The 23,539-nt window shown below is 31.3% G+C and carries 22 protein-coding genes; 6 read left to right on the top strand and 16 right to left on the bottom strand.

The window, feature by feature from the left end; all coding sequences use genetic code 11:
- From ABY285_RS06625 to ABY285_RS06600, 6 genes are all read right to left on the bottom strand, one after another.
- Window positions 1–869, bottom strand: an 869-nt coding sequence (locus ABY285_RS06625; protein ID WP_372768295.1) for a hypothetical protein, incomplete at its 3' end; no start/stop codon positions are given.
- 101 nt (window positions 870–970) lie between these two features.
- Window positions 971–5,185 carry a PAS domain S-box protein gene (locus ABY285_RS06620; RefSeq protein WP_372768293.1) on the bottom strand — a complete coding sequence of 1,405 codons (4,215 nt, stop codon included), beginning with the start codon at window positions 5,183–5,185 and terminating at the stop codon, window positions 971–973.
- A 116-nt stretch (window positions 5,186–5,301) separates the two neighbouring features.
- Window positions 5,302–5,829: a menaquinone-dependent protoporphyrinogen IX dehydrogenase gene (gene hemG / locus ABY285_RS06615; protein ID WP_372768291.1), complete on the bottom strand. Its 528-nt coding sequence runs from the start codon at window positions 5,827–5,829 to the stop codon at window positions 5,302–5,304.
- Window positions 5,830–6,024: 195 nt separating this feature from the next.
- A complete protein-coding gene (locus tag ABY285_RS06610) occupies window positions 6,025–6,216 on the bottom strand; it encodes a cold-shock protein (protein ID WP_372768289.1) in 192 nt (63 codons plus the stop codon).
- 103 nt (window positions 6,217–6,319) lie between these two features.
- Window positions 6,320–7,315, bottom strand: coding sequence for an NAD(P)H-dependent glycerol-3-phosphate dehydrogenase (locus ABY285_RS06605; RefSeq protein WP_372768287.1), 996 nt, complete (start codon window positions 7,313–7,315; stop codon window positions 6,320–6,322).
- Window positions 7,316–7,406: 91 nt separating this feature from the next.
- Complete coding sequence (locus ABY285_RS06600) at window positions 7,407–8,270, bottom strand: RNA polymerase sigma factor RpoD/SigA (protein ID WP_372768285.1); 864 nt, start codon at window positions 8,268–8,270, stop codon at window positions 7,407–7,409.
- A gap of 351 nt (window positions 8,271–8,621) precedes the next feature.
- Between ABY285_RS06600 and ABY285_RS06595 the strand changes: the two genes are divergently transcribed.
- From ABY285_RS06595 to dut, 3 genes are all read left to right on the top strand, one after another.
- Window positions 8,622–10,076 (top strand): polysaccharide biosynthesis C-terminal domain-containing protein, encoded by a 1,455-nt coding sequence (locus ABY285_RS06595; RefSeq protein WP_372768283.1) that lies wholly within the window; start codon window positions 8,622–8,624, stop codon window positions 10,074–10,076.
- A gap of 12 nt (window positions 10,077–10,088) precedes the next feature.
- Complete coding sequence (locus tag ABY285_RS06590; protein ID WP_372768281.1) at window positions 10,089–10,934, top strand: alpha/beta hydrolase; 846 nt, start codon at window positions 10,089–10,091, stop codon at window positions 10,932–10,934.
- Between the two features lie 97 nt (window positions 10,935–11,031).
- Window positions 11,032–11,463 (top strand): dUTP diphosphatase, encoded by a 432-nt coding sequence (gene dut, locus ABY285_RS06585; RefSeq protein ID WP_372768279.1) that lies wholly within the window; start codon window positions 11,032–11,034, stop codon window positions 11,461–11,463.
- 30 nt (window positions 11,464–11,493) lie between these two features.
- Here dut and ABY285_RS06580 read toward each other — a convergent pair whose 3' ends face one another.
- From ABY285_RS06580 to ABY285_RS06535, 10 genes are all read right to left on the bottom strand, one after another.
- Window positions 11,494–12,462 (bottom strand): ABC transporter ATP-binding protein, encoded by a 969-nt coding sequence (locus ABY285_RS06580; RefSeq protein ID WP_372768277.1) that lies wholly within the window; start codon window positions 12,460–12,462, stop codon window positions 11,494–11,496.
- Window positions 12,463–12,467: 5 nt separating this feature from the next.
- Window positions 12,468–13,427: a succinylglutamate desuccinylase/aspartoacylase family protein gene (locus tag ABY285_RS06575; protein ID WP_372768297.1), complete on the bottom strand. Its 960-nt coding sequence runs from the start codon at window positions 13,425–13,427 to the stop codon at window positions 12,468–12,470.
- Complete coding sequence (gene rimK, locus ABY285_RS06570) at window positions 13,417–14,292, bottom strand: 30S ribosomal protein S6--L-glutamate ligase (RefSeq protein ID WP_372768275.1); 876 nt, start codon at window positions 14,290–14,292, stop codon at window positions 13,417–13,419. Before rimK ends, ABY285_RS06575 begins: the two co-directional genes overlap by 11 nt.
- A gap of 4 nt (window positions 14,293–14,296) precedes the next feature.
- On the bottom strand, window positions 14,297–14,740 hold the full coding sequence (locus ABY285_RS06565; RefSeq protein WP_372768273.1) for an ATP-dependent zinc protease: 444 nt from the start codon (window positions 14,738–14,740) through the stop codon (window positions 14,297–14,299).
- Between the two features lie 231 nt (window positions 14,741–14,971).
- Window positions 14,972–15,979 carry a recombinase RecA gene (gene recA / locus ABY285_RS06560; protein WP_372768271.1) on the bottom strand — a complete coding sequence of 336 codons (1,008 nt, stop codon included), beginning with the start codon at window positions 15,977–15,979 and terminating at the stop codon, window positions 14,972–14,974.
- 100 nt (window positions 15,980–16,079) lie between these two features.
- Window positions 16,080–16,661 (bottom strand): NUDIX domain-containing protein, encoded by a 582-nt coding sequence (locus tag ABY285_RS06555; RefSeq protein ID WP_372768269.1) that lies wholly within the window; start codon window positions 16,659–16,661, stop codon window positions 16,080–16,082.
- A 4-nt stretch (window positions 16,662–16,665) separates the two neighbouring features.
- Window positions 16,666–17,109, bottom strand: a complete 444-nt coding sequence (locus ABY285_RS06550; protein WP_372768267.1) for a GNAT family N-acetyltransferase — start codon at window positions 17,107–17,109, stop codon at window positions 16,666–16,668.
- 1 nt (window position 17,110) lies between these two features.
- Window positions 17,111–18,019: a cation diffusion facilitator family transporter gene (locus ABY285_RS06545; RefSeq protein ID WP_372768265.1), complete on the bottom strand. Its 909-nt coding sequence runs from the start codon at window positions 18,017–18,019 to the stop codon at window positions 17,111–17,113.
- 36 nt (window positions 18,020–18,055) lie between these two features.
- Entirely contained in the window at window positions 18,056–18,493 is a 438-nt protein-coding gene (rpiB, locus tag ABY285_RS06540; RefSeq protein ID WP_372768263.1) for a ribose 5-phosphate isomerase B, read from the bottom strand.
- Between the two features lie 758 nt (window positions 18,494–19,251).
- Complete coding sequence (locus tag ABY285_RS06535) at window positions 19,252–20,172, bottom strand: diacylglycerol kinase family protein (RefSeq protein ID WP_372768261.1); 921 nt, start codon at window positions 20,170–20,172, stop codon at window positions 19,252–19,254.
- A gap of 115 nt (window positions 20,173–20,287) precedes the next feature.
- Between ABY285_RS06535 and rnr the strand changes: the two genes are divergently transcribed.
- From rnr to tatA, 3 genes are read left to right on the top strand one after another with little or no spacing between them, the layout of a single operon-like run.
- Entirely contained in the window at window positions 20,288–22,498 is a 2,211-nt protein-coding gene (gene rnr, locus ABY285_RS06530) for a ribonuclease R (RefSeq protein ID WP_372768259.1), read from the top strand.
- Window positions 22,499–22,558: 60 nt separating this feature from the next.
- Window positions 22,559–23,233, top strand: a complete 675-nt coding sequence (locus tag ABY285_RS06525; RefSeq protein ID WP_372768257.1) for a head GIN domain-containing protein — start codon at window positions 22,559–22,561, stop codon at window positions 23,231–23,233.
- Window positions 23,234–23,282: 49 nt separating this feature from the next.
- Window positions 23,283–23,477: a twin-arginine translocase TatA/TatE family subunit gene (tatA, locus tag ABY285_RS06520; protein WP_372768255.1), complete on the top strand. Its 195-nt coding sequence runs from the start codon at window positions 23,283–23,285 to the stop codon at window positions 23,475–23,477.
- Window positions 23,478–23,539 lie beyond the last annotated feature (62 nt).

Raw genomic sequence — 23,539 nt, 5'->3', positions numbered from 1 at the left:
GTATTATCATACCTGAAAGTGTTTATAAAACCGCTCTTTTCTGTTTTAAACACAACACCTAAGTCATCAAAATCTGAATTAAATATTGTTTGTTTTTCCGGTAATAGCCATCTTCCTTCTATCCTGACTATTTTATAAATATTATAGACGTCTGTTTTATAAAACACGTCTGTTATTATTGGCTCTCCATCTTTAATCGTATAATTTATCTTATCTATATTTGCTTTCCCCTTAATTATATTTGATGAAAAATAAATAGTGTTTTCATTATAAAATGTTGGGTTTATAATATTGAAGTTTGCCTGAGCAATAAACACAACACTTGATCTCTTCCATTTATTTTCATTATCTAGGGTTAATTCTAATAAATGAACCATTCCATTTTCGTTTGTAACCACCGTCATTTGTTTTCCGTTCCTCGAAATTGTAGGATTGTTGTAAGAAAACCTCTCTTTACAAATTGGTAATGGCGCTACTTTTGAAACCTTAAAATTTTCTATTATACCCTTATAAATTACTAAATTCATAATACCGTCCGATTTAGAATATTTTGATTTTCCAGTAAAATAAATTTCATCTTTATAAACCGCAACAAGTCCTGAGTTGTATTTACTGCTTATTTTGATTTTTTTGGATTTTGATTTCAAATCCGAGAAGAAAAGCCGATAGTAATTTGATGTATTCGCAGAAGCATAAATAAGTCCATCATTGAATATAATTGGAGATATGTTTTCAGAAGAATTTAAGGAAATATAAGTATCAAATATAGCGATACTGTCTGTTTCTGAAATTAATTTTTCTTGGGCATCCAATTTGAAATTTAGGAGTAATAATCCCCATCCAAAGATAGCAACACTTCTGATTTTCATTTCAAATTACTAATTATTTTAATAGCTTCACTAAACCTAACGAGTTTTTTTGAAACTTATTAGTTTTTGATTGAAATGGTTCATCTTTTAAACCTCCTTTTTTAATAATCTAGTCCTATGTGATTATTTTCACCTACCAATAAATAGGTTTTTAATTTGGAATTTAAAACCCCCTTGCTTATTGGTTTTGATATAAAATCGTCACAACCGGCTAAAAATGCCTTTTCCTTTTCTTCGGGAGATGAGTACGCAGTTTGCGCAATTATGGGCAAGTTGGGACGAAATTCTTTTATTTTCCTTGTTGCTTCGTACCCGTCCATTTTTGACATTTTGATATCCATTAAAACCAATTCAATTTCTGCATTATTTTTGCATAACTCAATAGCTTCCATACCATCTTTGGCGCGAATTATGGTGCAGGGAAATTTAATTTTATCCTCCAGCAATATTTCTATAACCATAAAATTTACTTCTTCGTCTTCTACCACTAAAATGGTATATTTTTCTTTGCTTTCTATTGCCTTTTTTTCTTCTTTTTCAATTTTCGGAACCAAATTAACCGGTTTGTAGGGTAGTGTAACATAAAAAGAAGCGCCTTCACCAATTTTCGATATTAATGAAATTTTCCCACCCAATAACTCGGCATTTTCTTTTGCGATGGAGAGTCCGAGGCCTAATCCGCCAACCTTTTTGGACAATTCTTTTTCTGCTTGTGAAAATCGTTCAAAAATAATTTTTTGACTTTCTGGTTTTATTCCAATTCCGTTGTCTTTCACAAAGATTTCAATTTCTTTGTCTTTTAACTTGTATCCCAATTCCACTGTGCCTTCCGTTGTAAATTTTATGGCATTTTCCATCAAATTGTTTAATACTTTGTTCAGCTTGTTTTTGTCGGTAAGTATGGTGCTTTCATGTTCAGAAAGTCCATTTTTTAAAACCAATGTAATCTTATTTTTAATTGCCTTTATGTTGAAAATAGCAAACAATTCATGCAGCAAATCGTTTAGGCAAACTGGATTCTCTTCAGCCTTAATTTGTTTGGTCTCCAGCACGGAAATTTCCATAATATCATCAATAATGTGCAATAACTGATTGGCACTGCTTCTAATGATTTCAATAAAACGTTTCCTTTTTTCATCAGATAGTTCAGGATTGTCCAATAATTCAGAAAAGCCCAAAACACCATTCATTGGGGTTCGAATTTCATGTGACATGTTTTGGATGAATTCGGTTTTTAGACGTCCGCTTTCTTCGGCTTTTTCTTTGGCATTTATTATTTCTTGTAAAATTTTCCTTTTTTCAGAAATATCTTGAATAGTTCCGATTAACCTTTTTAGATTTCCTTGATTGTCAAATTCTAATTTACCCATTCCAAGCACCCAGCGATCTTGTTTATCAATATTTCTTGTAATGCGGTATTCTTTTTTGAATGATTCCTTGTTTTTTATGATATTTTTTTCAAAATGTTGCTCCATCATCGCTCTATCTTCCTGATGAACAAGACCTGTCCATCCCTCTATATTTCTAATGTATTCTTCATCAATTCCAAAAATATCATTTAGAGCCGGTGAGCTTTTCCAAATGCCATTTGAAAAATCCAATTCATACGAACCTATATTGGCTATTTTTTGAGATTCAAGCAATAAATATTGAATTTCCTTGAGTTTTTTTTCTGCGTTTTTTGCCTCAGTAATGTCAATAACAGAAGCAATTGATTTTCCGTAATCATCTATAATCACAGATTTTATAATGGCTGATATTATGGAATTATCCTTTCCAACCAATTCAGTTTCATCGCTAAATGCTTTTTTATTTGCACCAATGGACACGAATTCATTTTTAAGAACTTCAAGGGCTCTTTTGGTGTTTGTTTTGCCTAAGTGAATTTTTAATTCTTCTACATTTTTTACACCAAATAATTCACGAGCAACTTTATTTACATTTAATATTTTTATGTTTGAAATACATTCACCAACAAAATCAGGATTTTCATCTAAATATATTTTTAAATCTTTTGTTTCGGCTTTTTTCAGATTAAGAAGTTTTATAATTCCCGAAAAATCCTGTTCCCAAAGTGGAACGGGATTTTGTTCAAATAAATTTATAAATCGGTCATTACTTTCTAAAATCAACCTGTTTTTTTCAGACAGCTCGTTGCTTAATTGTTTTAGGGCTGTATTTTGAGTTAAATAGTCATCAGAAAGTATTCTGTATTCTTTATTTTGTTTCAGTAATTCTTGTTCATCCTGTTTACGATCGGTAATATCTCTCCAAACGCAATGAATAGTTTTGTTGTTGGTCTCATTTTCAATGGTTGTTAACAACACTTCAGCGGGAAAATTTTCTCCATTGCTTTTAATATGCCACCAATCAAAACGATGCGTGCCATTTTCTAAGGCAATATTTATTAATTTTTCTGATTTTTCGAAAGAATTTATGCCATCTGGCTGAAATTCAGGGGATAATTCTGAAGGTTGAAGGTTTAAAACATCTTCGTATTTTTTATACCCAAGCATATCCAAAGTTGCTTTATTACATTCCACAAAAACCCCGTTTTTAATAATTAATATGGCGTCCCCAGATTTTTCAAAAAGCTCCCGAAATTTTTTCTCGCTTTTTTCAATTTCTTCATTTGCTTGTCGTAAATTTTCTTCAGCTAATTTATTTTTGGTAACATCTTCTTTTATCGCCAAATAATTAATAATTTCTCCAAAATCATTCTTTATGGGACTTATGGTTACCTTTTCCCAAAAAAAATTCCCGTTTTTAGCTTTATTTTGAAATTCTCCCTTCCATATTTTTCCTGATGTTATTGTTTGCCACATTTGGGCATAATATGCTTTGGACTGCGTTCCTGAATTTAAAATTTTAGGATTCTTTCCCATGGCTTGTACCGCAGTATATCCCGTAAGTTCAGTAAATTTGGGATTGGTATATTCTATGTTCCCATGAACATCGGTAATAATAATGGTATTGGCGCTTTGTTCAATTGCAGTAGAGAGTTTTTTATTTTCAATTCGAGTATTCTTTCTTTCAGTAATATCCCTAAAAGTTACAAGCCTGGTAAAATTTTCGTTACCCAAATCAATATTTCTGCCTTCTATTTCAACCGGAAAAATAGTGCCGTCTTTTCGAATACCTTCAATTTCATAAGGGCGTGTGTGGGTTTGTAATCCGTTTTCTTTAATTATTTCGTGATATTTTTCATGAAAAAGTAGTATAAGTATATTTCTACCAATAATTTCTTTTTGGGAATAGCCAAACATCTTTAAAAACACATTGTTGCATTCTTTTACTACGAAATCTTCACTTATTATAATTCCGTCAAAAATTAAATTGGCTAATTTTTTGAATTTATTTTCATTTCCTTCGGCTTTTTCTTTGGCCTTTTTAATATCTTCTTCTGTTTTTATTTGAGAGGTGATGTCTAAAATTGTTCCAATTGAAAATATGGGTTCCTCTTTGTGATTATATTCTGTAAATCCGGTTCCAAGAATGTATTTTATTTTTCCTGATTTAAATAATAATCGGTATTTTATTTCATATGGTGTTCTATTTTTAAACGCATTAAAATAGACCTCTTCAAGCTTGGAAATATCATCTGGATGAACCAATTTCATAAACAAATCCTCAGAAGCTTCAGGCTGTTGTGGCTGCAATTCAAAAATTCTGTAAACCTCGTCAGACCAAGTTAATTTATTGTTTAAAATGTTGAGTTCCCAATGCCCCAGATGTGCAATTTGCTGTGCTTCTTTTAATTTCTGTTCACTTTCTTCCGCAATTTCTTTTAATGATTTTAACTCCTCTACTTTTCGATATAGAATATCTCTAATAAATGTTTTTTCAAGTACTTCTTCTATTTTTATTGCTATTATTCCTAATGCTATTTCAATGTTTTCTACCTCATTAATTGGTTTGTCATCCATTAAAGCAATCAATCCAATTGGTTCCTTATTTGAACTCCATAAAGGAATCCCAATATAGCTGTCAATATTCATTCGCGTCAAGAAGTCATCCTTTGGAAAAATGTTACTTACGTTGGTTGGATAGGAACAAAACTTTTTATTGATAATTGTATCACAAGGAGTGTAGGCTAATTTATAACCTATATTTTCCCTGAAAATGCCTTTACTATAAAAAGCAACGGTTTCTGCGATGGTGGGTTTTTTTAGTGAGTATTTGTCAATCAATACATAATTAACATTAAATAATTCCGCTAAAAATTTGGATGTTGACTTTAGGAATTTATCATGATTGGTTTCATAACCATTTTTGGAAATGAAGGACAAGGTATCCTGAATAATTTTTAGTTGCATTTTCACACTTGCGGTATATCTTTTTAATTATTCTGTTTCATGCAACTATAGCCTGGTAAATATAATTCAATTAATTTTATAAATAAATAAATAAACTGGCATTTTGAGAATAAAAATTATAACTTTATAAGTTGTTGTGCAAATTCGTTAACTTTTTCCCAATTGGTATATTCAATTTCAGCATCGCTATTTGTGGGACCTTTGGTCATCCACATGATTAATTGAATCATTTTTCGGTCAAAGAATGGATATTTTTTATAGTCCAGTTTGCCGGCAAAAACTTCAACAATTGTTGGTTTCCAGTCGATTGTTTTAAAAAATTTCACCACATACGGATTTGTTTCAGGAGTGTTTTTTTCTGGTTTTCGAGCAACCAGATTTACTGAAAAGAAAGCCGTTTTTATGGAATCAAGTTGTTTTTTATTCGTTTTTATAAATTCAATTACTTTATCATTATGAACTCCATATCTTATGCTTGCCCCTATAACAAGTTTATCATATTTGGTGATATCTTCATTAAAATCATCAATTGAAATTAAATCAATCTCTTGATTATTTTGTTGAAGGACTTCTTTAAGTTTATTGCAAATTTTAAGCGTTTGTCCGTCTACCGTTGAGTACACTATTCCTATTTTAGGTTTCATTGCTATTGTTTAAAATTAATGATTTTACACCTTTTTCAATTTAATTTTAAAAGATTGTAAATTTACAAAAGGTACCTCTGTATTTTTATGATATTTGTCAACCAAAAAAGCATATAATAACTTAAAATTCAGTTGTATAAAAAAACCAGTCATTGTTGACTGGTTTTTAATTTTTTTAAGGACAACGAATAAATATTAAATTACTTTTACATTTACCGCACTTAATCCTTTTTTTCCTTCTTCTAATTCAAATTCAACTTCATCTCCATCACTAATTTTGTCAATTAATCCTGAAATGTGTACGAAGTAGTCTTTTGATGAAGTTTCCTCGGTGATAAATCCGAATCCTTTAGCTTGGTTGAAGAATTTTACTGTTCCTTTTTTCATTGTTAAATAATTTATTAAAGTACTAAAGTACTCATAATTGCGCTTGTTTTTGAATTTTTTTGAGTTATTTTATAAAAAATATATTCGTAATGCTAATCTATGGCTAATCCATTACATCCGTTAATTCTTTAAAAATTTGTTTTGGATTTTTATTTTGGTATAATATCTCATAAACGGCATTAATTATGGGCGTTCTTGCTTTGTTTTTTTCATTGATTAAAAAAGCGCTTTTTGTGGCATAATACCCTTCTGCAATCATACTCATTTCCATCATGGCACTTTTAACAGTGTATCCTTTACCAATCATATTGCCAAACATTCTGTTTCGGCTAAAAACGGAATACCCGGTAACCAATAAATCGCCCAAATATGCAGTGTTGTTGATATTGCGTTTCATTCTGTGTACTTTCCGTATAAAACGCTTCATTTCGCGAATGGAATTTGACATTAAAACCGCTTGAAAATTGTCTCCATAACCCAATCCGTGAGCCATTCCTGCAGCTATGGCGTAAATATTTTTAAGCATCGCGGCATATTCAGTGCCAATAATATCGTCTGAAGTTTTTGTTTTTATATAATTACTTGACAAATATTTGCTTAAAAGATCGGCTTTTTCGGCGTCCTGACACGCAATGGTTAAGTAAGATAACCGTTCCATAGCAACTTCTTCCGCATGACAAGGACCGGCAATAACGCCAATATTTTTAAACGGAATTTTATAATTTTTATGAAAATGCTCGCCAACAATCAATCCGCTTTCAGGAACAATTCCTTTTATGGCAGAAAAAACTATTTTTGAAGATAAAGCCTGTGTAATTTTATCCAACTCTTCTTTCAAAAATGCAGATGGAATGGCAAAAATTAAAATATCGCCATAACGAATCAAATCGTTGATGTCATTTGATAAATACAGTTTATTCACATCAAGTTCTGCAGAACTTAAGTAATTTGGGTTGTGCTCGTTTTCTTTAATATATTCTATGGCACTCTGATTTCGCATATACCAGCCAACCTGTTCCATATTTTCACACAACATTTTTACAATGGCTGTTGCCCAACTTCCCCCGCCAAAAACGGCAATTTTAGGGTTTGTACTCATTTCTATAAATTTTGAACCCCAAAAGTAAAAAAAAAAAACTACTTAAATGCGCTATTAAAATTGTGAACCTATATGTTTTATTAAACAACAATTATTCTAAATACATTTTTAATATTTTACTTCTTGATAAATTTTTTAATCTTCTTATTGACTTTTCTTTGATTTGACGAACCCGCTCACGAGTTAAATGTAGCGTTTGGCCAATTTCTTCAAGTGTCATTTCCTGGGCATCCCCTAAACCAAAATATAATTGAACAATATTCGCTTCTTTTGGTTTTAACGTTTGTAAAGCGCGGGTAATATCAATTTTCAAGGACTCATTTACCAATCCTTTATCAGGGTTTGGAAATTCTCCTGTATTTAATACACTATAAAGCGTAGAGTTTTCACCTTCAATTAATGGTGCATCCAAAGACACATGATGACGCATGTTTTTCATTGACTTTTTAACTTCCCTTAAATTCATATTTAATTTTTCTGAAATTTCTTCTGCTGAAGGTGGTCTTTTATTTTCTTGCTCAAAAAAAGCGTACACCTTGTTAATTTTACTAATTGCACCAATTTTATTTAAAGGCAAACGTATAATACGAGAATGATTGGCCAGCGCTTGTAAAATTGATTGGCGAATCCACCATACTGCATATGAAATAAATTTAAATCCGCGTGTTTCATCAAAGCGGTTTGCCGCTTTAATTAAACCTATATTTCCTTCATTTATTAAATCAGCTAATGACAAACCTTGATTTTGGTATTGTTTTGCAACTGAAACAACAAATCTCAAATTAGCTTTTATTAATCGCTCAAAAGCCACTTGATCCCCAGCTCTTATACGTTGCGCTAGTTCTGCTTCAGTATTGCCGTTTATTAAGTCAACTTTTGCTATTTCTTGGAAATATTTATCCAACGATTTAGTCTCTCTATTAGTAAGTTGTTTTGATATTTTTAACTGTCTCATTTTATAGTAATAAATTATTTTTAATCATCAATTTTTCTTTACAATAAAAGAATATAGGTACGCTCGGGGTCAAAGTTGAATTTTCAAAAAAAAAATAAAAATTAGAAACGTACAATGATTTTAATCAAAATGATTCTTGATTCATATCAGTTTATTAAATCAAAATAGTTATAATTGGCGGGGTTGAAGTTTTAAAAATGCGACAATTTTAAAATATATATTAATAAAAAAAAAATTAAGTAATATAAAATCGTTAGACTACGGCATTAAAAAGCCTAAAATTATTTTGTTGAATAGAAATATTACTTTTGTACATTTATGCTTTAATCTTATTTACACTGAAATTCACTATTGAGCGCACTTAAAAGATTTTTTAAAGACACCATCATTTACGGAATTGCTGCGGTTTTACCGAGAGTCATTAACTTTTTGCTGGTTCGCATACATACAGATGCTTTGCCAGCAAGTAATTATGCGGAAAATACCAATTTTTATATTTGGATTGCCTTGTTTACAGTGCTGATAACATTTGGTATGGAGACTGCGTTTTTTAGATTTTATAAAACAGAAAATAAAAAAGATGACATTATTTCCACTTCATTTTTAAGTGTTTTGGTTGCCGCATTATTATTTGTGACGGTCGCTTTTTCGTTTTCCGACTTTTTTACCAACTTATTCGACTTCAGCGAAAACCCACTACAGTTTAAATTATTCATTGGTATATTGGCAATTGATGCTGTTTCCGTGGTTCCATTTGCTTATTTACGCGCCTCAAACAGGCCTATAAAATACACCGCAATCAAAATGATTAATGTAGGAGTCATTGTGGCTATAAACTTGGTTTTTTTAAAGTTTATTCCCGAATTTAAAGCCAGCGGCAAAAACATTCCTGAAGTTTTAAGCACAATATTTCAAAGCACTTCCATCGTTAATTTTATATTTATTGCCAACATTGTTGGAAGCGCCGCTTCATTAATTTTACTGCTGCCGTGTCTTCTGAAATTTAAATGGCGTTTTAACGGTATTTTGTTTAAAAAAATGCTGATTTACAGCTGGCCAATTGCCGTTGCCGGAATTGCTTATGTGATTAATGAAAATTTAGATAAGTTTTTAATTGGACAAATGATGGATAAAACTTCCATGGGAATTTATTCAGCCTGTTATAAGCTGGCAATTTTTATGAATTTGTACATTATGGCCTTTCGCTTGGGTGCGGAACCCTTCTTTTTTAACCATTCCGACCATAAAGATGCCCGAGTTACCTACGCCAGAATTCTAAACTATTTTATCATTGTTGGTGCATTGGTTTTTGTTGGTATTGTTGTTTTTTTAGATGCCATAAAACAACTCTTTATCAATGAGCAATATTGGGATGCCATTGCAATTGTGCCTATTGTTTTATTGGCCAATTTGTTTTTGGGTATTTATCATAATTTATCTATTTGGTACAAATTAAATGATAAAACGAGCTACGGAATGCTGTTTTCAATTATTGGAGCGGTAATTACAATCGTAATCAATATCTCCTTAATTCCTGTAATTGGATATATTGCATCGGCCTGGGCAACACTTTTGGCTTATGGAAGTATGATGGTTCTTTCTTATTTTATTGGTGATAAACAATATCCGGTTCCTTACAATTTAAAAAAATCAGGAAGTTATTTGGTGGCATCAATAATAATTTCATTTGTGTCATTTACGTATTTCAGAGAAAATTATTTGGTGTCCGCAATCTTGGTATTGGTTTTTGGAATGCTGATTTTTTGGAATGAAAAAAAAGAAATTTTAACCCTAATAAAACGATAGCAATTCATTAGAATGAAACATTTAATTGCTTTTTTTATCATCATTTTTTTAAGCACTTCATTTGCTTTTTCTCAAAATACTGTTGAAAAAAAATCTACAGCTTCGGAAAATGTTTCCGTTATTCAAAAAGAATTTGTAATACCAAACCTTAATGAAATCAGTCATAAAGTCTGGATTTATTTACCGCCGAATTATCATAATTCAACAAAAAAATATCCGGTAATTTATATGCACGATGCCCAAAATTTATTTGATGCCGCAACTTCCTATGCTGGAGAATGGGAGGTTGATGAAGCCTTAAATAAGCTGTTCAAAAAAACAGGAAAAGGTTTTATTATTGTGGGAATTGAAAACACAGGCGAAGAACGCATCAACGAATATACGCCTTGGAAAAATAAAAAATATGGCGGCGGAAAAGGCAATATTTATATGGATTTTATCGCGAATACGCTAAAATCTTATATTGATTCTAATTACAGAACCAAAACAAAACAAAAACATACTGGATTAATTGGAAGTTCCTTGGGCGGATTGATTTCCTATTACGGCGGACTTCAATACCCCAATACCTTTGGGAAAATAGGCGCTTTGTCAACTTCATTTTGGTTTTCTGAAAAAGTGGAAGATTTCACGAAAGAAAAAGGTAATTTAAAAAATGTAAAACTATTTTTGCTGGTTGGCGGAAAAGAAGGAGATGATACTGATAAAGACACAAAAAAAATGGAAAAATTATTGTTGAAAACCGGCTTCAAACCATTAAATTTAAAAACAAAAATAAACCCTGAAGGCAAACATAATGAAGCTTTTTGGAGGTCTGAATTTTTAGAAGTCATTACCTGGCTTTATCACATAAAATAATAGAATCATATGAAACGAGCCTTACAAATTTTGACACACAAAGTAATGATTAATGGCGAACAGCATCTGTTACCGCTAAAAAATAAAATTTAAACAAATGAAAATACAAATTACCAACAAATCAAAACACGCATTGCCAAGCTATGAAACCATCGCATCAGCCGGAATGGATTTACGCGCAAATATTTCAGAAGTAATTACGCTAAAACCATTAGAACGCGCTATTGTGAAAACAGGATTGTTTATTGCGCTTCCGGTAGGTTCAGAAGCGCAGGTTCGCCCAAGAAGTGGATTGGCGGCTAAGAATGGAATTACGGTATTAAATGCTCCAGGAACCATTGATGCTGATTATAGAGGTGAAATAGGCGTAATATTGGTCAACCTTTCCAATGAGAATTTTATGATAAATGACGGCGAACGCATTGCGCAATTGGTCATCGCCAAACACGAAAGGGCAGATTGGGAAGAAGTTGAAGTTTTAAGCGAAACCAAACGTGGTGCGGGCGGATTTGGAAGTACGGGAGTATGAAATTGTTGAAAAGTTTTAAAACAACTATTCCTAAACTACATTCCTTGAAATGGCGTCGGCATCAATTTTAATAAAAATTTGAGCATCTTTTTTTAATGAAGCGTCATGTTCAAAAAATAAGGTTGTTTTGTTTAAAAGCGCTTCAATTAAATAATGGCTTCCCTTGAAGAAAGAAGATACAACAGTTGCTTTTATACCTTCATTCGTAGTTAATTTAATCTCATTCGGATACAATAAAACAGTATATTTTGAAGTGGTACTTGTATCAATTTCGCTTAATGGAATTTTATTAATTTCATCAAAAAAAGAAGCGATATAGGCACTTTTTGGATTTTTATATAATTTTTCCGGAGTATTTTTTGCAATTAATTTTCCATTCCTGATCACTAAAATTTTATCTGCAAAAGAAAGTGCATCGGTGGTATCATGGGTGGCAACAATGCACAAAATATTTTTAGATTTTAAATACTTAAAAAGATCTCTTCTCAGCTTGTTTTTTCTAAAATTATCGATGTGGCTAAAAGGTTCATCCAACAATAAAACCTGAGGCTCTTTAGCAATGACTTTGGCGATCGAGACACGTTGTTTTTGTCCTACGCTCAGGTTTTGGACTTTGGTTTGGGAAAACTCCTTCATATCAACCACTTTCAACAATTCCCTAATCCGCTTTTTTTTATTTTTATCCTGACTGGAAATGTATTTACCAATATTTTCTTCAACCGTTGTGTAGGGCATTAAATCGAAATCCTGTGGCAAGTATTTCATAAAATCTTCACCCGGAATTAACCTAAAATTTGGGCCCAGCAACTTTTTATCATTCCAATATACGGTGCCTTTTTCAATATGGAGCAGTCCGTAGATAATTTCTAACAGTGTGCTTTTTCCTGAACCGCTTTCCCCGATAATTGCAATATAATCGCCCTTATTCGCTTTAAAGCTAATATTTTTTATGACTTCTTTTGAAGTGTACCCAAACGATATGTTTGCTGCTTTTAACATTTATTTTATTCAAATCCAATATGTAAAAGAGCATCACCCTGATTTACAACAGGAGCGTGGTTTGAATTTAAAATATAACCTTCTTGGGTACATTTAAAAACGCTTTCAAAATCTCCAAATGGATCTGAAATACTTCCGAGTTTTACCCCTTTTTCTACCTTTTGGCCAGCGCTTATATAAGATCTATACATTCCTGAATGTTTTGCTCTAACCCAGTTGGAACTTTGAATAATTATAGGTGGTATTACCGTATTTATTTTTGAAATGTTAGAAGAAAAATCCCTCATACCCAAATAATGCATGACATTAATAGCGCCTTGAACCCCAACTTTTGTAACAATTTTATCTAAGTTCAATGATTTTCCTCCCTCAAAAAGCAACACCTTCTTTCCTAAATCTGCCATAGATTTTCTAAACGTTTTTTCTTTGCTTTTACTGTAAACAATATAAGGAGAGCCAAATATTTTAGCCAATTTTAAAGTTTCCTCATCTGAACGATCTATTCTTACTTGGGAATAATTAAAACGTTGTGCCCCACCTGTATGATAGTCAATACAATAATCAACCTTAGGAATCACTTTACTCATAAGATTAAAAGCAAATCTACTAGCCAATGACCCAGTATTAGAACCCGGAAACATTCTGTTTAAATCTCTTCCGTCTGGAAATTCTCTTTTCTGATTTAAAAAACCAAATACATTTAAAAGTGGAATACAAATAACCGTACCGACTTCTGGTTTATTTAAGCCTCCAGCAACAATTTGACGCACAATTTCAACGCCATTGGTTTCGTCTCCATGAATGCCGCCAATTAACAATAAACAAGGTCCCTCAGCTTTTCCTCTTGAAACAATAATGGGCACTTCAATTTTTGAACGCGTATTTAAACGGGCAATATCCATATTAATTTGAACCGTTTCACCCAATTTTATTTTTTGATGAAGAATATTAAAATCATTCGGCATGTCTCTCAATATAATGAATTATTTTTCCTGCAATATCAATACCTGTAGCGGCTTCAATACCTTCTAATCCCGGAGAAGAATTTACTTCCAAAATAAGAGGACCTCTTGCTGATTGCAATAAATCTACACCCGCAATTCCTAAACCCATAACTCTGGCTGCTTTTAATGCTGCATTTTCTTCATCGATTGATAATTTTATGATTTCTGCAGTTCCTCCACGATGAAGGTTTGAACGAAATTCACCTTCTTTACCTTGTCTTTTCATGGCGCCAACAACAGTACCATCTACTATAAATACTCGAATATCAGCGCCTTTTGCTTCTTTTATAAATTCTTGCGCAATTACCCTTGCCTGTAATCCGTTAAAAGCTTCTAAAACAGATGTAGCAGCATTGTTGTTTTCTGCTAAAACCACACCTAAACCTTGAGTTCCTTCTAACAGTTTTATAACCAAAGGAGCTCCTCCAACACTATCAATAACATCTTGTACGTTTTTTGAATAGTTGGTGAAGACTGTTTTTGGTAAACCTAAGCCTGCTCTTGATAATACCTGTAAACTTCTTAGTTTATCTCTTGAACGCATTAACGCTTGGGATTCAATAGCAGTAAAAACTTTCATCATTTCAAACTGTCGCACAACTGCCGTTCCGAAAAAAGTAACTGAAGCGCCAATTCTTGGAATTACCGCATCTATATCTGTTAGTAATTCATGTTTATAACGTATTGCTGGCTTTTTCTTTTCAATTATGATGTCACATTTACTGTGGTCTACAACAAAAATTTCATGATTTCTACTCTTCCCTGCTTCAACTAATCTACGTGTAGAATATAAATTAGGGTTTCTTGATAAAACAACTATTTTCATACTATTAAATTTTAAGAGTTATGTTTTTAAATGACAGGTTTTTTTTTGAAGTATCAACCATAAACTTTTTAGACAGAAATTTTCTACCCAATAATACAGGAAACTTCATTGAACCTCTTTCTGTTAAAGAAAGTTCAATGGGGTGAATTTCATTAAATATGAATATTTCAGTTTTAATTAAATAACGATTTTCAGAAATTCCATTAGAACTTTTTACCATTTTTTGGGCGAACTCAGTGAATGTAAAATATTTTTCGTGGTATTTTTCATGTTGAGGATCTAAAAGTTGGCATTTTAATATATTATTTTCCACTTCAATGTTGTGACAATGAATACTGGAAGTATAAGCTCCTGTATCTACTTTTATATCAATAGCAAACAAATCAAGTTTAGGGAAATCAACAATATCTGTTCGCCCCAATAGTATTTTATAAGTTGTGTTTTTCAAAAGTTGTTGGAAGTGTGTAAAGTTATGGAAAATTACTAATTCAAATTTATTTGACAAAAATAGACTAATATTAGTTATAGAAAAAAAATAATGCAATTTTGTTTTTGCCAATTATGTTTTTAATTCTATAAATAATAGGTTTATTTTTAATAAGTTACCCAAATTAAAAAAGGAGGTAATTTCTAAATTACCTCCTTTTTTATCAATTTATTTGAGCAAAAATGAACTTAACTATTCTTTCATATTGATCATTTCTTTAATCTTTGTTTCCAGCTCATCAGCCAATTCTGGATTGTCTTTTATTAAGACTTTCACGGCGTCACGACCTTGACCTAATTTGGTTTCGCCGTAGCTAAACCAAGAACCGCTTTTTTTCACAATTCCCAATTCTACACCTAAATCCAATATTTCTCCAACTTTAGAAATTCCTTGACCATACATAATATCGAATTCCGCAATTTGAAATGGCGGAGCCACTTTATTTTTAACCACTTTAACTTTGGTACTGTTTCCTATTACTTTTTCGCCATCTTTAATTTGTGTTCTTCTTCTGATGTCTAAACGAATAGATGCATAAAATTTAAGAGCATTACCACCGGTAGTTGTTTCTGGATTACCAAACATCACCCCAATTTTATCACGCAACTGATTGATAAATATTACGGTACAATTTGTTTTATGAATGGTTCCTGTCAATTTACGAAGCGCCTGTGACATTAATCTTGCGTGCAATCCCATTTTGGAATCGCCCATTTCACCTTCAATTTCACTTTTTGGCGTTAATGCTGCCACAGAGTCAATTACAACAATGTCAACAGCACCTGAACTTATTAAATTGTCAGCAATTTCTAAAGCTTGTTCTCCATAATCCGGTTGAGAAATAATCATATTATCGATATCAACACCTAAATTTTGAGCATAAAAACGATCAAAAGCATGTTCCGCGTCGATAAAAGCAGCAATACCTCCAGCTCTTTGAGCTTCGGCAATGGCGTGTAAAGCCAATGTTGTTTTACCTGATGATTCTGGTCCATAAATTTCAATAACTCTTCCTCTTGGATATCCACCAACACCCAAAGCGATATCTAATCCCAATGAACCTGTTGAAATGGCTTCAATATCACTTATGGCAACATCGCCCATTTTCATTACAGTTCCCTTTCCGTAGGTTTTGTCTAATTTATCTAATGCGAGTTGCAATGCTTTTAATTTTGCAACTTTTTCTTTGTCTTCTGCCATAATTTTAATAAAATGAGTTAAAATAGTTTGCCGCTAAATTATAAAAAAGTATGGTAGCTTTCACCATATTTAAAAAATAAGTATGAACAAAAAATATCTTTTATACCAAGTGATTCAGTTTTGCATATTGCAAAAGAACGACTGTTTTGGCGTCGTTTATTTCTCCTTTTGAAATCATGGTTAAAGCGGTTTCAAAATAAATTTCCAACACTTCAATTTCTTCATGTTCTTCCTCTAAACCGCCTCCATCGCTTATTTTCATTTGATCATTGTATTCAGCAACAAAATAATGTATTTTTTCAGTGACCGCTCCTGGTGTTGAATACAATTCAAATATTTTTTTGGGATTTTTTATTTTAAACCCCGTTTCCTCCTCAGCTTCTTTTATGATGCAAGCTTCAGGATTGTCTTCATCTAATAAACCTGCACAAACTTCAATCATCATTCCGGTTTGATTGCGGTTTAAATAGCTCGGCATTCTAAATTGTTTGGTGAGAATTACCGTTTTTTTTGTTGGATTGTACAATAAAATTGCAGCCCCATCACCTCTGTCGTAACATTCCCTACTTTGAGTTTGCCAGTTGCCCTTTTTTATTTGATACTCAAAATCGACTTTGTCAAGTTTATAATGCGCCTTTGACAAATTTTTAATGGCAATGATTTTAACCTTCGGGTTGTTCATTTTATTAGTTTTTTATCATAGCAATATGTGGAATGTCATCTTCTAAATAACCTTCGCCAATTTGAACAAATCCATGGGATTCATAAAATTTTTTTAAATATAATTGTGCCGATATTTTTATGGAAGTTTCCTTAAAATACTCCTTAACAGCTTCTATAGAATTTTCAAATATGACATGGCCATAGCCAAATTTACGTTCATTTTTAGCAACCACTACACGGCCAATACTCGCTTTTTCAAAATAATCACCAGATTTAAAAATTCGGCAATAAGCTACAATTTTGTCATTTTTAAATCCGATTACATGCAATGATTTTTGGTCTTTCCCGTCTATATCCTGGTAAACGCAATTTTGTTCAACCACAAAAACTTCAGCACGCAATTGCAAAATATCATACAGTTCTTTTGTTGATAATTCAGAAAATGATTTTGTTAAAATAGTGAGCATACTAATCTTGGATTATAATTTCTTTAAGGTCGTCTCTATTGTATTCTGGCTGTAAATTACAATGCTGAATTTGAAATTTTTCCATCAACAATTTTTCAACTTCTTCACAAATTAAATCAAATTGAGATAATTTAATGTCGTTTTTAAATTCTAAATGCGCTTCAAAATGGCATTCGTGATCATTCAATTGCCATATGTGAATATGATGAATGTTTTTAATGTCTTCAACATTCAAAACTTCATTTACAATTTCATTAATTTTAATATGTGAAGGCGCAAAAAGCATTAAAATTTTTAAGGAATCTATTAAAATATTCCAGCTCATATAAATTAAATAGATTGAAATCAATAAGGTTAAAAAGGCGTCAATCCAATAAATCTGATAATACTTCATTAACAAACCGCCGATTAAAACCGCTACTGAAGTCAACATGTCCGACAATAAATGAAGGTAAGCACTTTTCATATTCATATTGTGTTTTGCATCTTTTTTTAACAACAAAACACTCAAGCCATTAGCGGCGATTCCTAAAATAGCCAGCCATATTACCAATTCACTTTTTATTTCGTGAATTTCTGAAAAACGCTTAATAGCTTCAATTCCTAAAAAAACAGCAATAACTATTAAGGATGCCGCATTAAAAAAAGCGGCAATCATTTCTGCTCTTTTATAGCCAAAAGTATATTCTAAAGTTTGCTTTTTTTTATGGGTAAGTAAGTTGGCGCCGTAACTTATGATTAATGAAACAACATCAGAAAAATTGTGAACAGCATCAGAAATTAATGCCAAACTTCCCGAAATAATTCCTCCAATAATTTGTGCAATGGTAATTACAATATTTAATATTATAGAGAAAAGTAAATTTTTACCGGTTAAGTTTGGGTGGTTATGGGCGTGATTTTGACTCATTTAGATTTACGAATTACAATTGATTTAAAATACCTATTAGCAACATTTTGTCGGTATTTTATCAATTCTAGTTTGGTGCCGGCCGCCTTCAAATTCAGTTGTTAAAAATATTTCCACAAAACCTAAAGCTTGTTGTGATGAAACAAACCGAGCAGGAATACTTAATACATTGGCATTGTTATGTAAACGCGCCAATTCAACTAATTCATTATTCCAACATAAAGCCGCTCTTATACCTTGGTGTTTGTTAGCTGCCATTTGAGCACCATTTCCACTACCGCAAAGCGTAATTCCATAATCTGCTTTACCGCTTTCTACAGCCTCTGCAACTGGGTGAATAGAATCAGGATAATCCATGCTGCCTTCTGTATCGGTTCCAAAGTTTAACACTTTATACCCTTTTTTTTTGAGCAGTTTTACAATTTCAAATTTGTATTGGGTTCCTGCGTGATCGTTTCCTATTGCAATGGTCATAAGTAGCTTTATTAATACATTATAGTTTACAAAAATACAAATTCATAGTTATTAACCTTGAAAAATAAAATTGTTAATAGCATTTTTTAATTTATTGATTCACAATTACTTTATGATGAAATGATATTGTGAATAACTTGATGTTTAAAAATGAAAACTAATTTTTGAAATATGAATTGAATGTTGTAGTGCTAAAACCTGTAATTGCTGTGCAACAATTATTATCTTTTTTTAAATTTAGTTTTGAACAATTCTTAAGGCTATTATGAACAATTTGAAATGAAATACTTATTAAATAAATGGTTAATTTTATCTTTTTAAAGACTGTTTATAACCTATTTAATTTTATTGATTTTTAACGAGTTAAATTTTGATAAACTGTTTATATCTTTTGATATTTGAATTACAAAAACTTAATATTAAAAATTTATTGTACTTATTAACACACTATCATAACAAACAATTTTTTTTAAATTTTTTAAATAAAGTTTTTATTATAATATAGTATGTTAACAACATTTAAAATTAAACTTTAATCGTCAGTTTTATAATACCCTGTGATAACTAAATTACTTCAATAGTTTCTTTCGAAGAAAAATAAGTGTTGATGCTTTTTATGGAAAAATAGATTCCAAGAAGAAGTATCATCAAAAAAAAGAAACTAATTTTATATAACCTTTTCATAATTATCGCTTTATCTTCTTAATAGACGAACTACTTTGTTAAATATTACAATTTTATTAAGAAATTTTTAACATTTATGATTTAGCTACAATAAAATGTAAAGCTTTCGGTAATATTTCAGCTTCAAAACTTCCCATACCCACCAATTCTCCATCAGCTTGAATATAGGTTTTTTGAGTATCTAAAACGGTTATTTTCAATTTGGAAGTTTTATAACTTTTAACCAATTTATGATGGGTTATTTTACCATTAAATAAACCTCCAATATTTATTAAAAGCGTTATTAAAGAAATTTTATTGATGTGTGAAATATCAAAAAGTCCATCAGTCGGATTTATATTTTTGGTCAATTGCATTCCGCCGCCTGAATATTTACAGATTCCCATTAAAAGCATCAAAGTTTTTTCTTCTATTTTAATTTTGTTAAAAATAATTTTTAAAGTACTTTTTTTATAACTCGTTAAACTTACTATAGCGCCTGTTAAATATGCTAAAAAACCTAAATTTTTGTAATGGTGAACCTTATTTACGACATAACCATCAAAACCAATTCCTGCTAAATTATTAAAGTAGATTGTAGTATTATTTTCATGAATAAGCAATTTTCCAATATCTTGTTTTACAGTAAATTCGGCTTTAAGAGTTTGAATGGCTTTTTTATAATCTTTTGATATGTTGTATGTTCTTACCCAATCGTTTGCAGTTCCAATTGGAATAATTCCAAGTTTTATTTCTGATATATTTACAGGATTTAAACTTAAAATTCCATTAACGATGGTATGAAGCGTTCCGTCACCGCCGACACAAATAAATTTCGTGATTCCTTGTTTTAATGCTTTTTTAAGTATTTCAAAGGAATGATTTTTGTGTTCAGTAAAACTAAAATCGAAATTAAATTGTTGTTTTTTCAACTCATTATAAATAGGAATCCATTTTTTCTTGGCTGCGCCATTTCCTGAAGTTGGATTTATAATAACAAACCATTTTGTATTCATAATAATTGAAAAATTTTAAGTTGGAAAAATACAACTAGTTATTTATATAACCATTTAATAATCTCTTTAGGGTAAAAAATTGTACTTTTGAGGCAAATATAAGAGTATTAAACACATGTCGAAAAGAAAAGAAATCTATAAAAAGAAAGGAAACGTTATCAAAGATTTAACACAAAGAATATCAAAAATATTAAACCAATCTCCTGATAAAAGTTTCAATTACCGTCAAATTTGTGCAAAATTAGAAATCACGGATACTAACGGAAGAAATCAAATTATTCAAAAATTAGAAGAGTTAAAAACTCAAAAAAAAATTGAAGAAACAGAGCGCGGTAAATATAAAATGGCAGCGCTTTCAAAATATTATACTGGTACCATTGATGCCACCGCAAATGGAAATGGTTATTTTATTTGCGATGAGTTGGAGCGTGATGTTTATATTCCTTCGAGAAATTTAAACAGGGCTTTACATAAAGATACCGTAAAAATTTATTTATATCACCGTCAAAAAAACAGCAGGGAAGAAGGTGATGTTGTTGAAATTGTAAAACGCGCAAAAACTGAGTTTGTTGGTGTAGTGCAACTCAATAATAATTTCGGATTTGTAATTCCGGATGATTCAAAAATGTATTCTGATATTTTTGTTCCAAAAAATAAATTAAAAAATGCTGAAGACGGGGTTAAAGTGTTGGTGAAAATGGTTGATTGGCCTGAAAATTCAAAAAATCCGTTTGGAGAAGTTTTGGAAGTTTTAGGAAAACCCGGAGATCATGACACTGAAATTCATTCTATTCTTTTAGAATATGGTTTGCCTTATAAATTTGAGGAAAAAGTTGAAAATGAAGCCGAAAAACTACCTATAGAAATTACAAAAGAAGAGATTGGTAAACGCCGAGACATGAGGAACGACCTTACGTTTACCATAGATCCTAAAGATGCCAAAGATTTTGATGATGCTTTATCATTTAAAACTATGGAAAACGGGAATTATGAAATAGGAATCCATATTGCGGACGTTTCTCATTATTTGCATGAAAATACTTTTTTAGATGATGAAGCCTATAATAGGGCAACATCGGTTTATTTAGTAGATAGAGTGGTTCCAATGCTTCCTGAAGTATTGTCGAATGGTGTTTGTTCCTTACGTCCAAATGAAGAAAAATTAACCTTTTCTGCAGTTTTCGAAATAAATAAGAAGGCCCATGTCATCAATGAATGGTTTGGAAGAACGGTGACCTATTCTGATCAACGTTTTGCTTATGAAGAAGCACAGGAAATAATCGAATCAAAAAGCGACATTATTTCCCAAAATATTTCTATAACAGGAAAACAATATAACGTTCAGCCTGAGATAGTCACAGCCGTTTTAAAACTAGATGAACTGGCTAAAATTCTTCGTAAGAAACGATTGCAACAAGGAGCAATAACATTTGACAGGGCAGAAGTTAAATTTATTTTAGATGAAAATTCGGAACCTACCGGAGTTTATTTTAAAGAAGCAAAAGAAGCTAATAAACTGATTGAAGAATTTATGTTGTTGGCTAACCGAAAAGTTGCCGAATTTGTTGGAAGAAGTAAAGGTTTACCAACTAAAAATACGTTCATATATCGTGTGCATGATGAACCAAATGACGATAAATTGGCAGCACTTCAAACCATTGTCAGTAAATTTGGATATTCCAATAAAATTGACATGTCAAGCAAAGAATCAACCGCAGCTTCACTTAATAAATTATTGAGTGACGTGAGTGGAAAAAGCGAGGCAAATATGATTGAAACCTTAGCGGTAAGAACTATGAGTAAAGCAGTTTATACGACGGAAAACATAGGTCATTACGGATTGGCTTTTGATTATTACAGTCATTTTACTTCACCCATCAGAAGATATCCTGATGTGATGACGCATCGTTTGTTGCAACATTATTTATCTGGAGGTAAATCTCCAAAGGCAGAAATCTATGAAGAAAAATGCAAACATTCTTCAGAAAGGGAATATCTGGCTACAAGTGCAGAACGTCAATCCATCAAGTATATGCAGGTTAAGTATATGGAAAAACACATGGATCAAGAGTTCAAAGGTGTTATTTCCGGAGTTACAGAATGGGGAATTTATGTTGAAATTATTGAAAACGGATGTGAAGGAATGTGCAGAATCCGTGAAATTAAAGATGATTTTTATATTTTTGACGAGAAACAATATGCTTTGGTAGGGCAATCATCCAACAACATTTACCAACTAGGTGATCAAGTTTTAATTAAAGTAAAACGTACTGATTTAGAGCGCAAACATTTAGATTTTACTTTATTAGAAAAGATTAATAAATAATTAACAAAACAGGTACAATTTTTGTTTTTAACAGTTGTTATTAACAAAAATAATGTTCAAATGAAAAAATTAGCTGGATTACTTATTTTATTTTCAGCAACACTTTTTGCTCAAGAACCTATCACTACCAATTTAGGGGATTTTAATACTATAAAAGTTTTTAACAGTTTGACTGTTGAATTGAAAAAATCTCCCATTTCAAAAATTGAAATATCAGGCTCACAAGCTAAGGATGTTTCCGTAACAAACACAGATGGAATTTTAAAAATCCGGTTAAAATTTCCTGAAATTTTTATTGCTGAAGACGTCGTGATCGTTCTTTATTATATCAATGATATTGCTGTTTTAGATGCGAATGAAGGCGCTTCAATAGTTTCTGATGAAACCATAAAACAACAACATTTAGAAGTTAAAACGCAAGAAGGTGCGAAAATTAAATTGGAAATAGACACAAAATACCTATCGGTAAAAAGTGTTTCAGGAGGTATTATTTCACTAGTTGGTGTTACTGAGAGTCAAACCATTGAAGCCACTACTGGCGGTATTTACAGTGCGTATGATTTACAAAGCAAACAAGCAATAGTTACTTCAGCTTCAGGCGCAAATGTTGAAGTTAAAATATCGGAATTGTTAGATGCAAATGTGCGTTTTGGAGGCTCAATTTATTACAAAGGAACTCCGGAAGTTTTAAAAACCAAGATTATGATTGGCGGAACCATTAAAGATAAAAATTAATGTTAGTTTTGAATTAATTACTATCTTTGTATTTCTAAAATTTAAAATTATGAATGCATTGTATATATTTTTAGGAATGGTCGGCCCTTGGCAATGGATAATTATTGGACTGGCAATTTTATTGTTGTTTGGAGGAAAAAAATTACCTGAGCTAATGAAAGGTCTTGGCGGTGGAATAAAAGAATTCAAAAAAGCGACGAAAGAAGAAGATGATGAGGAAAAAAAGGAAGAAGAAAAAAAATAGATTTATATCTTGATAAAATAAAAAAACCTGTGCATTCGCACAGGTTTTTTTATTTTTAAAAA

The sequence above is a fragment of the Lutibacter sp. genome, from assembly GCF_041555395.1.
In the GTDB taxonomy this organism is placed as follows: Bacteria; Bacteroidota; Bacteroidia; order Flavobacteriales; family Flavobacteriaceae; genus Lutibacter.
Note: the sequence above shows the minus strand (reverse complement) of the source record. Positions and strands in the feature narration are given on the sequence as shown.